This is a genomic window from Rhizobium sp. AB2/73, assembly GCF_020871915.1.
In the GTDB taxonomy this organism is placed as follows: Bacteria; Pseudomonadota; Alphaproteobacteria; order Rhizobiales; family Rhizobiaceae; genus Rhizobium; species Rhizobium dioscoreae.
On record NZ_CP067071.1, the window covers coordinates 690145 to 702333 of the forward strand.

The 12189-nt window shown below is 61.1% G+C and carries 12 protein-coding genes; all 12 read left to right on the forward strand.

Annotated elements, in window-relative coordinates:
• Positions 1–50: 50 nt before the first annotated feature.
• The 12 genes from I8E17_RS03525 to I8E17_RS03580 all read left to right on the forward strand — a co-directional run bounded on the left by I8E17_RS03525 (position 51) and on the right by I8E17_RS03580 (position 12114).
• Complete coding sequence (locus I8E17_RS03525) at positions 51–359, forward strand: Dabb family protein (protein WP_069616082.1); 309 nt, start codon at positions 51–53, stop codon at positions 357–359.
• Between the two features lie 564 nt (positions 360–923).
• Positions 924–1178, forward strand: a complete 255-nt coding sequence (locus I8E17_RS03530; protein ID WP_069616083.1) for a hypothetical protein — start codon at positions 924–926, stop codon at positions 1176–1178.
• 123 nt (positions 1179–1301) lie between these two features.
• Positions 1302–1973: a response regulator transcription factor gene (locus tag I8E17_RS03535; protein ID WP_069616084.1), complete on the forward strand. Its 672-nt coding sequence runs from the start codon at positions 1302–1304 to the stop codon at positions 1971–1973.
• The gene (locus I8E17_RS03540; protein ID WP_069616085.1) at positions 1963–3360 is read left to right on the forward strand and encodes a HAMP domain-containing sensor histidine kinase; all 1398 of its coding nucleotides are present in this window, start codon (positions 1963–1965) and stop codon (positions 3358–3360) included. Before I8E17_RS03535 ends, I8E17_RS03540 begins: the two co-directional genes overlap by 11 nt.
• A 91-nt stretch (positions 3361–3451) precedes the next feature.
• The gene (locus tag I8E17_RS03545; protein ID WP_069616086.1) at positions 3452–3883 is read left to right on the forward strand and encodes a hypothetical protein; all 432 of its coding nucleotides are present in this window, start codon (positions 3452–3454) and stop codon (positions 3881–3883) included.
• Between the two features lie 95 nt (positions 3884–3978).
• Complete coding sequence (ccmI, locus tag I8E17_RS03550; protein WP_069616087.1) at positions 3979–5121, forward strand: c-type cytochrome biogenesis protein CcmI; 1143 nt, start codon at positions 3979–3981, stop codon at positions 5119–5121.
• Positions 5118–5567 (forward strand): cytochrome c maturation protein CcmE, encoded by a 450-nt coding sequence (gene ccmE / locus I8E17_RS03555; protein WP_069616088.1) that lies wholly within the window; start codon positions 5118–5120, stop codon positions 5565–5567. The genes ccmI and ccmE overlap by 4 nt, the downstream gene beginning before the upstream one ends.
• Positions 5564–7552: a heme lyase CcmF/NrfE family subunit gene (locus I8E17_RS03560; protein WP_069616089.1), complete on the forward strand. Its 1989-nt coding sequence runs from the start codon at positions 5564–5566 to the stop codon at positions 7550–7552. Before ccmE ends, I8E17_RS03560 begins: the two co-directional genes overlap by 4 nt.
• A 107-nt stretch (positions 7553–7659) precedes the next feature.
• The gene (locus I8E17_RS03565; RefSeq protein ID WP_113366343.1) at positions 7660–8115 is read left to right on the forward strand and encodes a cytochrome c-type biogenesis protein; all 456 of its coding nucleotides are present in this window, start codon (positions 7660–7662) and stop codon (positions 8113–8115) included.
• Between the two features lie 167 nt (positions 8116–8282).
• The gene (locus I8E17_RS03570) at positions 8283–9839 is read left to right on the forward strand and encodes a Do family serine endopeptidase (RefSeq protein ID WP_069616090.1); all 1557 of its coding nucleotides are present in this window, start codon (positions 8283–8285) and stop codon (positions 9837–9839) included.
• A 185-nt stretch (positions 9840–10024) separates the two neighbouring features.
• Complete coding sequence (locus I8E17_RS03575) at positions 10025–10702, forward strand: response regulator transcription factor (protein ID WP_197044210.1); 678 nt, start codon at positions 10025–10027, stop codon at positions 10700–10702.
• Positions 10699–12114, forward strand: a complete 1416-nt coding sequence (locus I8E17_RS03580; RefSeq protein ID WP_069616092.1) for a HAMP domain-containing sensor histidine kinase — start codon at positions 10699–10701, stop codon at positions 12112–12114. The genes I8E17_RS03575 and I8E17_RS03580 overlap by 4 nt, the downstream gene beginning before the upstream one ends.
• Positions 12115–12189: the final 75 nt, after the last annotated feature.

Sequence of the window (12189 nt, forward strand, 5' to 3'; positions counted from 1 at the left end):
GTCCACATGGTATCGCGCGGTGCCCTCGCATATGTACAAGGAGCCGTCGCGTGATCCGTCATATCGTCTTCTTTACCGTTCCCGATCGCGCCAAGCTTGAGGAGGTCCGTTCCGGCCTCTCGATCCTCACGGCCATTCCGCATGCGCGGCTTTTGGAGATCGGCACGAACGTCAAGACCGATCAGCTCGGAACCGAAGTCGATCTTGTGGTCTACGGTGAATTCGACGACGAGGCGGCATTGGCGGCTTACAAGGCCCATCCGAATTACCAACGCTCCATCGGGCGCGTTCGGCCGCTGCGCGAAATGCGCATTGCCGCAGATTACGAGACGGCGACGGCCGTCCGTGAACCTTTCTGAACGTCGAGCGGGGGCAGAACCATTTCCCGCCAGTCCTTTCAATGGATTGAGCATGCGAGCGGAATCGGATTGTCCGCGACCGGATTCTCGGCTTGAAGTTCTTGAATCAACTTTTGAAGCTCCGGACTCAATTTGAGAGGAAATCGCGGCAAGCGATTCAAAGGACTCAAGGAAATCATCACGCCTTATGCCGATAAGGCGTCTCCTGGCCGGTTGCATTGGCCACGGGAGGGCGCGGTTCATCTCGCCCACACGAACCGATGATAAGTGGGAATGATTAAAAATGGCTAAGCCTGCGGCTCCGAGCGTGGTGCCCGTGAAGGCGGACATGCGTCGATCCACGCATATCGCCGATAGATTGTATCGGCAGCGCACTCTGGAGCGACAGCCGGTTGCTGTTATCACGCTGCAGTGGGTTCACATTCAACAATTTCAAATTCTTAGCAGTTCCTTTAGGCAATCCCTACGCCCGGTTGGCCGAAAATTACAGCCCATTCATTTGCCATTCAGACGTGTTTGGGTAAATAATCGCCCAAGTTCACATCCCTGTGGGAAGTCCGAAGCATGGCCTCATTTTCAAGCATAGCAGCAGCGGCCCTCGTTCTGGCCGGCTCGTCTGTTCTGCCGGCGCCAGCGCCGACGTCGACCCTGGTCGCGCGCGCCAACAGTGATTGCAGTGCGGCAGCCGAGGAAGTCGTCGCCAAGACCGGTGGCCAGCTTCTTTCCGCACAACCATCCGGCGACAGCTGCATCATCACCGTTCTCGTTCAGGGCAACGGGCAGCGCCCGCGCAAGGTGACGATGAAGGTGCCGATGTGATGCCAGGGCACGTGGGCGGCAACCTAAAGCCTTGAATCTCACACGAAATCTTATTGTTTCCGTGATTCCACTGCAGCGTGATTTACAGTACTGTTTCTCGAACCGGGGAAATTGGATTCAGAGATGCGCATTCTCATAGTCGAAGACGATATCAACTTGAACCGTCAGCTTGCCGAGGCCTTGAAGGAGGCGGGCTATGTGGTCGATACGGCCTTTGATGGCGAAGAGGGGCATTTTCTCGGAGACACCGAACCTTATGACGCGATCATCCTCGATATCGGCTTGCCTGAAATGGATGGCATCACCGTGCTTGAAAAATGGCGCGGCGCCGGACGTACCGTGCCGGTGCTGATTTTGACCGCTCGCGACCGCTGGAGCGACAAGGTGGCAGGCATAGACGCCGGCGCGGACGACTATGTCGCCAAGCCTTTCCACGTCGAGGAAGTGCTTGCTCGCATCCGCGCGCTCATTCGCCGCGCCGCGGGCCACGCTTCTTCGGAAATCGTTTGCGGCCCGGTGCGGCTCGACACGAAGAGCTCGAAGGCGACCGTGGACGGCAAGCCGCTCAAGCTTACGTCTCATGAATATCGGCTGCTTGCCTATCTCATGCATCACAAGGGCGAGGTCGTCTCACGCACCGAACTGGTCGAGCACATGTACGATCAGGATTTCGACCGTGATTCCAATACGATTGAAGTTTTTGTCGGACGCCTTCGCAAGAAGATGGGCGTCGATCTGATCGAAACGGTCCGTGGCCTTGGTTACCGCATCCAAGCTCCGACCAATGCGAATTAAGTCGCTCACCGCTCGCGTCCTGCTGCTGACCACGCTTTGGTCGGCGGTCGCGCTGGTGGTGATTGGCCTCGTCATCTCGAATATCTACCGCAAGAGTGCCGAGCGCGGCTTTCAGGATCTGCTGCGCGCCCAGCTCTATAACGTCATCAATTCAGTGACCATCGGTGATCAGGGCGCCTTGGCCGGCAGCCCGCAGCTCGGCGACCTGCGGTTCGCCCAGCCGAAGACGGGCTGGTACTGGATGGTCGAGCCGCTCGGCACCTATACGGCGACGCCACTGGTCTCGCCGTCGCTCGGCGCCTCGAACCTCCCGGTCCTCTCGGTGCTGGAAGCGCCTTTCGACAAGAATTACGAGCGCTATTATATCGTCACAGACGCCTTCGGAAACCGCGTTCAGGTGGCTGAAACCGAGGTCGTGCTCGACACGGACGGCCGTGCGGCGCGCTTCCGCGTGACCGGCAATGTCGCCGTCGTCGAAGATGACGTGCGTAATTTCTCCCACAGCCTCTATTTCGCGCTCGTCGGCTTCGGCGTCGGCAGTTTGATCGTCAATGCGCTCGCCATTCTCTATGGCTTGAAGCCGCTCGATAAGGCACGCGCCGCACTGGAACGCATCCGCGCCGGCGAGAGCGAGCGCCTGCAAGGCGATTTTCCGCGCGAAATCCTGCCGCTTGCCAATGAGGTCAATGCACTGATCGAAAGCAATAGGCGTATCGTCGAGCGCGCCCGCATGCAGGTGGGTAATCTCGCGCACTCGCTGAAAACGCCGATTGCGGTTCTTCTGAATGAATCCCGTGTCCTCGAGCGATCGCATGGCGATCTGGTGAAGAACCAGGCCGAGGTCATGCAGGGCCAGGTGCAATCCTATCTCAATCGTGCCCGCATCGCCGCCCAGCGCGAATCCGTGCTGGCGCGCACCGAAGCAGAGCCGGCGCTGGAGCGGCTGGTCCGCGTCATGCGGCGGCTGAACGCCGACAAGGAATTCGAACTCTCCGTATCGCCCAATCTGGCGCTCGCCATGGAGCAGCAGGATCTCGAGGAGACGGTCGGCAATCTTCTCGAAAACGCCGCCCGCTTTGCCGAACACAAGGTGCGTCTGGTTGCTAACGAGGCGCCGGCGGAGGTCAAGGGCATCGATCCGGCGCGGCGCCATTGGGTGGAACTGGTGGTTGAGGACGATGGCCCTGGGCTGGAGCCGGATGAGATCCGCGAAGCCATGAAACGCGGGCGCAGGCTGGACGAAAGCAAGCCCGGCACCGGTCTCGGCCTGTCGATCGTCAGCGAGATCACCAACGAATATCAAGGCCGTTTCGAACTCTCCCGGGGCAGCTGGGGCGGGCTTCGCGCGAGCCTAATTTTGCCGGGTCTGACGAAGGATGTTGCGTGAGGAACGGCATGATGCCAAAAAGGCGCTGTGGGTCATGATGATGCCGCGGCGCAGTACCTATGGTTTTGCTTTTTGATACTGGTTCGGTTGTATGAAGCTTCGTACCTTTTTTCTGGTCATTCCCTCTCTTTTCGCTGCGCTTGCGCTTTCTGGTTGCTCGACGACAAGCGGCCTGGGGGGCAGCAAGAGCCTGTTTTCGTCCGCGAAGCCTCCGGCCTCAGCGACCTTCATCAATGCTCTTGATGGTGGTATCGTCGAGCGCACCGGCATCAAGCTGAGTGACAATGACAAACAGCGTGCGCTGGAAGCGGAATATCGTGCCCTCGAAACCTCGCCTCTCGGCCAACCTGTGGCATGGAAGGGCAGGAATGCAAGCGGCGAGGTTGTTCCCGCTGCGCCCTACCAGGTTGGCTCACAGAATTGCCGGCAATATACGCATACCGTCACGGTCGACGGCAAGCCGACGACCGCAAGAGGTGCGGCCTGCCGCAATGACGACGGCACCTGGACGCCGCTTGAATAGGCGTCTGCACTGACAGGCGCGGCCAAACGCCTCAAATCTTCGTCAGATGGCCTTTCCTGGTTGGAATAAGCGCCCCGTTAAAGTATTGGGCGTCTATGCTGTTCTGGATTCTCGTGGCCGTTCTTACGGCAGTTGTCGGCGCTGTGCTCCTCTATCCCCTTCTGCGTGGTGCGAAGGAGGCGGAGGACCGTCGTTCCGGCGAGGCCGAGGTCTATCGCGATCAGCTCAGCGAACTGGACCGGGACCTTGCCAGCGGCCTCATCTCCGCGCAGGAGGCCGACTATGCCCGCGCCGAAATCGGACGGCGTCTCATCGCAGCCGCGAAGGACGAGAAGACGGCAGCGAAATCGCCCGCGCATGGCAGCTATCGTCTTGCCCAGGCCTTTATCATCGTCCTTCTTCCGGCCGTTGGTCTCTGTCTTTATCTTATCAATGGCGATCCCGGCCTGCCGGCGCAGCCGCTGGAAGCGCGGCTGGAGAAGCCGGGAAACGATCTTGCCATCTCGATCGTCAAGATCGAGCAGCATCTGGCCAAGAACCCGGATGATGCCAAGGGCTGGGAGGTCCTGGCCCCGATCTATTTCAAGACCAACCGTATCGGCGACGCCGAGCTTGCCTATCGCAATGTCATCCGCCTGCTGGGACCGAACGCAGCTCGGCTTGGCGATCTGGGCGAGGTGCTGGTCGTCAAGGCCAATGGCATCGTAACGGCGGAGGCGCGCGAGGTGCTGCAGCAATCGCTGTCGCTCGATGCCACCAATCCGCGCACGCTTTTCTATCTGGCGCTGGCACTGGAGCAGGAGGGCAAGGCGGCCGATGCGAAAACGGCCTTTGAGGCCCTGGCAAAACAATCACCGCCCGATGCACCCTGGCTTGCCGCGGTCAATGAGCATATCGTCAAGAACGGCGGCCAGGCGATGGCATCCGCCAATGACAATGCACCCGGCAATCCGACCGCGGAGGATGTCGCTGCCGCCAATGCGCTGAGCAGCGGCGATCGCCAGCAGATGATCCGCGGCATGGTCGACAGCCTCGATGCCAAGCTCAAGCAAGATCCGAAGAATTTCGAGGGCTGGATGCGGTTGATCCGCTCCTACGCCGTGCTGAATGATCGGGAGCGCGCGGCGGATGCATTGAAGCGCGGTCTTGCGGCCTTTCCGGCCGATGGAGGGGAGGGCCAGCAGCTTCTGGCGCTGGCGAAGGAATTGGGCCTGCCGACGGAGGTGAAGCAGCAATGACCCGCAAGCAGAAACGTCTGGCCGTGATCGCCGGCGGCATGGGTTTCATCGCCGCCGCCGTGCTGCTCGTGCTGTTCGCCTTCAGCCAGTCGGTCGCCTATTTCTATATGCCGGCGGATCTCGCGAAGACACCGGTCAGCGCCGGGACGCTGATCCGCCTCGGCGGCCTCGTCGGTGAAGGCTCGATCGTGCGCGGTCAGGGAACACAGGTTCAATTCTCGGTCACCGACGGCACCGATACGATCAAGGTCAAGTATGATGGCATCCTGCCGGACCTGTTCCGCGAAGGGCAGGGCGTCGTCACCGAAGGCAAGTTCGAGCCGGGCAGTGACGTTTTCGTTGCCGACAGCGTGCTCGCCAAGCATGATGAGCGTTACATGCCGAAGCAGGTCGCCGACAAACTGAAGGCTGATGGCGTCTGGAAAGGCGAGGAGGCCAGCCAATGATCATCGAGCTCGGACACTATGCCCTGGTGCTGGCGCTCGCGACCGCGCTGATCGTCTCCATCCTGCCCGTCGTCGGCGCCCGGCGCGGGGACGTGTCGATGATGGACATCGCCCCGGTCGGCTCCATCGTCATGTTTCTACTGGTCGCCTTCTCCTTCGGCGCGCTGACCTACGCCTATGTCGCCTCCGATTTCTCCGTCCTCAATGTTTGGGCCAATTCCCACTCGCTGATGCCGCTGATCTTCAAGATTTCCGGCGTCTGGGGCAATCACGAGGGATCGATGATGCTCTGGCTGCTGATCCTGGCGCTCTTCAGTGCGTTCGTCGCGCTCTTCGGCCGCAATCTGCCGGATGTGCTGCGTGCCAATGTGCTGGCTGTGCAGTCGTGGATCTCCTCGGCCTTCCTTGTCTTCATTCTGCTCACCTCCAATCCCTTTATTCGGCTCAACCCGGCGCCGGCCGAGGGCAAGGATCTCAATCCCGTGCTGCAGGATATCGGCCTGGCGATCCATCCCCCCTTGCTCTATCTCGGCTATGTCGGCTTCTCCGTCTGCTTCTCCTTTGCCGTCGCCGCGCTTCTGGAAGGTCGCATCGATGCTGCCTGGGCGCGTTGGGTCCGCCCCTGGACGCTCGCCGCCTGGAGCTTCCTGACGCTCGGCATCGCCATGGGCTCCTATTGGGCCTATTACGAGCTCGGCTGGGGCGGCTGGTGGTTCTGGGATCCGGTGGAAAATGCCTCCTTCATGCCCTGGCTTGCCGGCACGGCCCTGCTGCATTCGGCACTGGTCATGGAAAAGCGCGACGCCCTGAAGATCTGGACGGTGCTGCTGGCAATCCTGACGTTTTCGCTGTCACTGCTCGGCACCTTCCTCGTCCGCTCCGGCGTGCTGACTTCGGTGCATTCCTTCGCCAGCGACCCGACGCGTGGTATCTTCATTCTCTGCATTCTCCTGATCTTCATCGGCGGGGCTTTATCGCTTTTCGCGCTGCGTGCGCCGAAGCTTGCCGCCGGCGGATTGTTCGCGCCGATCTCGCGCGAGGGTGCGCTTGTGCTGAACAACCTGATCCTCACCGTCGCCTGTGGTACGGTTTTGACCGGCACCCTCTATCCGCTGGCACTCGAGACATTGACCGGCGACAAGATCTCCGTTGGGCCGCCCTTCTTCAACATGACATTCGGATTGCTGATGACGCCGATCCTCATCGCAGTGCCGTTCGGGCCGCTGCTCGCCTGGAAGCGCGGCGACCTGCTCGGCGCGCTGCAGAGGCTCTATGTCGTGGCAGGCCTAGCCTTCCTGGCTGGCCTTGTTCTGTTTTACATCGAGCATGGCGGCCCCGTACTGGCCGCTCTCGGTCTTGCCGCCGGCTTCTTCCTGGCCTTTGGCGCCTTGGCCGATCTCTGGTATCGCGCCGGCGTCGGCAAGGTGGCGGCTGGTGTCGCCTGGCGCCGCCTGTGCGGACTGCCTCGCTCTGCCTTCGGCACCGCGCTAGCCCATGCCGGCCTCGGTATCACCGTACTCGGCATCGTCGCTGTGACGACTTTCGAGGGAGAACACATCACCAGCATGAAGCCGGGCGAGATCGCCGAGCTTGGCGGCTACAGCTTGCGCTTCGATGGAGTGCAGCCGGGCGTCGGCCCCAATTTTACCGAGGATCGCGCCCATTTCACCGTTAGCCGTGGCGGGGTTGCCTTTGCGGAAATGTCGTCCGCCAAACGCGTCTTTACCGCAAGCCGCACGGCGACCACCGAATCCGGCATTCTCACGCTCGGCCTGAACCAGCTCTATGTGTCGGTCGGCGATGCCAGCAAGGATGGCGGCATGATCGTACGCATCTGGTGGAAGCCGTTTATTCTCTGCATCTGGCTTGGCGCGCTGGTCATGGCGATCGGCGGCTTCGTATCGCTCAGCGACCGTCGCCTGCGCGTCGGCGCGCCGAGCCGCAAGGCAAAACCGGCTCGTCCGGTGATGGAGCCAGCCGAATGATAGGTTTGACCAATACCCCCTCATCCGCCCTTCGGGCACCTTCTCCCCGAGGGGCGGATGAGGGGGTATTGCGTGTCAAGAATAGCGGGGCCGGGAAGAAGGTAGCGGTGTTCGCGCGCCTGCTTATGTTGTTGGCATTGCTCTTTGCCGCGGCCCCTGCCTTCGCCGTCAATCCCGATGAAGTCCTTTCCGATCCGGCCCTGGAGGCACGGGCGCGCACGATCTCGGCCGAGCTGCGCTGCATGGTCTGCCAGAATCAATCCATCGATGACTCAAATGCCGATCTCGCGCGTGACCTGCGCTTGCTGGTGCGCAAGCGCCTGACCGATGGCGACAGCGATCAGCAGGTGCTGGATTACATCGTCTCCCGCTACGGCGAGTTCGTGCTGCTCAAGCCGCGCTTGAGCGAAAAGACATACATCCTCTGGGGAGCGCCGATCGTGCTCTTCGTAGCAGGCGGATTGGCCCTTGCCGTCTATGCGCGCCGCCGCGCTGGCAAGCCTACCGGTAGCGCTTTGAGTGCCGATGAAGAGGCGCAGTTGAAAAATATCCTCGGGGAGTGACCCGACCGGCGTCTTTCGTCATAACGTTGCACCGATACCTTACATTACGAATTTTTCATGGGGCGGACAGTTCGTTGTAAGGTGCCGTGCCCTATATCTTCATTATAGCGCAACACAGCCGGTTCCGCCGGCGCAAATCTGACGAGAAAAGAGAAGGTAATTCGCATATGTTCAGGAATATCAAGGACACTTTGTCCCGCAGCACCGCTATGAAGGCTTCCGTCGTCGCAGGCCTCGCTGTCGCTGCTCTGGCAACGGGTGTTCCGGCCGTCGTAACGGGTGCCTATGCCGATGCCGTCAACGTTCAGGCGCCGCAGGTTCCGAGCTTTGCCAACGTGGTGGATGCCGTTTCGCCGGCCGTCGTGTCGGTTCGCGTCGAATCCCGCGTCAACTCGGTAGCGGACGAAGATGATTCTTTCGGTCTCGGCCGCGGCTTTGACGACCTTCCGGACGATCACCCGCTGAAGAAGTTCTTCCGCCAGTTCGAGCAGCAGCAGGGCCGCGGTCAGCAGCGTGGCCAGAACCAGCAAAAGAATTCTGAGGACAAAGGCCGTCTGCGCCCCGTCGCTCAAGGGTCCGGCTTCTTCGTTTCGGAAGATGGCTACATCGTCACCAACAATCACGTCGTTTCCGATGGTGCCGCTTTCGTCGTCGTTCTCAATGACGGCACGGAGCTCGACGCCAAGCTCGTCGGCAAGGATAGCCGCACCGACCTGGCGGTCCTGAAGGTCGATCCCAAGGGCAAGAAGTTCACCTATGTCGGCTGGGCCGATGACTCCAAGGTCCGCGTCGGTGATTGGGTCGTTGCCGTCGGCAACCCGTTTGGCCTCGGCGGAACCGTCACTGCGGGTATCGTTTCTGCCCGCGGCCGCGATATCCATTCCGGCCCCTACGATGACTACATCCAGATCGACGCACCCGTGAACAAGGGCAACTCCGGTGGCCCGACGTTTAACCTGAATGGCCAGGTCGTCGGCATCAATACCGCGATCTTCTCGCAGTCAGGCGGCAGCGTCGGCATTGCCTTCGCAATCCCGGCGACGACCGCCAAGGACGTCGTAACCGACCTGATCAAGACCGGCACCGTTTCACGCGGCTGGCTCGGTGTTCAGATCCAGCCCGTCACCAAGGACATCGCCGAATCGCTCGGCCTTGCCGAAGCAAGCGGCGCTCTGGTCGTCTCCCCGCAGGATGGTTCGCCGGGCCAGAAGGCCGGCATCAAGAACGGTGACGTCGTCACGGCGGTTAATGGCGATCCGGTCAAGGATCCGCGCGACCTCGCTCGTCGCATCGGCGCCATGCAGCCGGGCTCCAAGGTCGAGGTTTCGATTTGGCGCGCTGGCAAGTCGCAGTCGGTCACGGTCGAGCTTGGCACGCTTCCGGCCGATCAGAACCAGGCTTCCAATGACGACTCGCAGCCGGATCAGCAGCCGCAGCAGCCGTCCTCCGAGAAGGCGCTGGCTGACCTCGGTCTCACCGTCGGCCCTTCCGACGATGGCAAGGGTGTTGCGATCACCGCGGTCGATCCCGACTCCGATGCCGCCGACAAGGGCGTGAAGGAGGGCGAGAAGATCACCTCGGTCAACAACCAGCAGGTCTCGAACGCCGGCGATATCGCCAAGGTCATCGAGCAGGCGAAGAAGGATGGCCGCACGCGTGCCCTGTTCCAGATTCAGTCCGGCAATGGCAGCCGCTTCGTCGCTCTCCCAATCAATGCCGGTTGATCCTTTAATCGGATGAAATGAATCAGGAAGCCGCGCAGGCCACGGCTTGCGCGGCTTCCTTTTTAGAACATGTCGAAGACGACTGGCTCCAAGGCAGGTGAAAGATGACAACCGCTGGCCAACATGCCGTGAATTCCTCCGATTCTGGTTGTGCCGAGGCAGCCTCGGCAGGTAATGTCGCCCATATGAAGATTCTGATCATCGAAGACGATCTCGAAGCGGCGGCTTACCTCACCAAAGCGTTCCGCGAGGCCGGCATCATTGCCGATCACGCGAGCGACGGCGAGAGCGGTCTCTTCATGGCCACTGAAAACACCTACGATGTCGCCATCATCGACCGCATGCTGCCGCGCCGCGATGGCCTCTCCGTCATAAGCGAATTGCGTCGCAAGGGCGTTCACACGCCGGTTCTGATCCTTTCTGCGCTCGGCCAGGTCGATGACCGCGTCACCGGCCTGCGTGCCGGCGGCGACGATTACCTGCCCAAGCCCTATGCCTTCAGCGAGCTTCTGGCCCGCGTCGAAGTGCTCGGCCGCCGCAAGGGGACGCCGGAACAGGATGTTCTTTATCGCGTCGGCGATCTGGAACTGGACCGCCTCTCGCATGAGGTGCGCCGCGGCGGCAAGGAAATCCTGCTGCAGCCGCGCGAATTCCGTCTGCTGGAATATCTGATGAAGAATGCCGGCCAAGTCGTGACCCGCACCATGCTGCTGGAAAATGTCTGGGATTATCATTTCGATCCGCAGACAAACGTCATCGACGTCCATGTCTCACGGCTGCGCTCCAAGATCGAGAAGGATTTCAGCCAGCCGCTGCTGAAGACGATTCGCGGCGCCGGCTACATGATCAAGGACGAGGGATGAGTCGCTTCCGCGTCCTCTTCAAGTCCACCGCAGTCCGCCTTTCCGCCCTCTACATCCTTCTTTTCTCGCTTTGCGCCGCGACGCTCGTCTTCTACGTCACGGCCATGTCCGAACGGCTGCTGACGGGGCAGATCCGCGATGCAGTCCAGCAGGAGGTCAGTCAGGTCAAGCGCGCCTACGACATCGGCGGTCTGAACCTGCTTCTGCGCACCATGGAGCGCCGCGCCCGTCAGCCGGGTGCCAATCTCTACGTCATTGCCGGTCCTTCCGGCGATATCCTGGCCGGCAACGTCGCCTCCGTACAGCCCGGCGTTCTCGGCCAGTCCGGCTGGACCGAGTTGCCCTTCTCCTACGAGCGCTATACCGACGCCTCCAACGATCCGGAGCGCCGGCATCTGGCGATTGCCAATATCTTCATTCTCGACAACGGCTTGCGCATCCTCATCGGCCGCGACCTCGGCGAGCCGGAGCGCTTCCGCGTGCTGGTGCGCCAGGCGCTGATGCTGGCGCTGGCGATCATGGGCCTCGGCGCACTGGTCATCTGGTTCGGCATCGGCCGCAACGCATTGAAGCGCATTGACCGGATGACGGATGCCAGCCGTAAGATCATGGCGGGCGATCTTTCGCAGCGGCTGCCGGTCGGTGGTTCCGGCGATGAGTTCGACCGCATGTCCGCCTCGCTGAATGCGATGCTCGAGCGCATCGAGAAGCTGAACGAAGGGCTGCGACAGGTCTCCGACAATATCGCTCATGACCTCAAGACGCCGCTGACGCGCCTGCGCAACAAGGCCGCCGATGCGCTCGACAGTGCGGACAGCGAGGGTCGTCGTGTCGCCCTTGAGGGCATTATCGGCGAATCCGATCAGCTGATCCGCACCTTCAATGCCCTTCTGATGATTTCCCGCGTCGAGGCGGGGTCGGTGGCGGCGGAAATGACTGAGGTCGATCTCTCTTCCATCGTCGCCGATACCGCCGAACTCTATGAGCCGGTCGCAGAAGAGGTGGGTCTGACGCTGACGGCCGATATCGAGCCGAATGTCGAAATTCAGGGCAATCGCGAGCTGATCGGTCAGGCACTCTTCAATCTCATCGACAATGCCCTCAAATATGCGACGGGCTGCAATGGCGAGCAGACGATCACCTTCAAGTTGGCGCGCACCAACGACGCCGTGACGCTCGCGGTCGCCGATCATGGGCCAGGCGTTCCCGCCCATCAGCGTGCCGATGTGGTCAAGCGTTTCTTCCGTCTGGACGAAAGCCGCTCGAAGCCGGGAACAGGCCTCGGCCTTGCACTGGTGGAGGCTGTCATGGAGCTGCATGGCGGTCGGCTTGAGCTTTCCGATACGGTCCCCGACAGTCCCGACGCGAAGGGATTAACGGTCACCATGATCTTCCCCATGCAGAAACAATAGGTTAATCCTGCACTAGAGCCGGATGATTTTAGGTTGAAACGACCTGAAATCTGAATCCGCTCTAGCGTCAAAGAA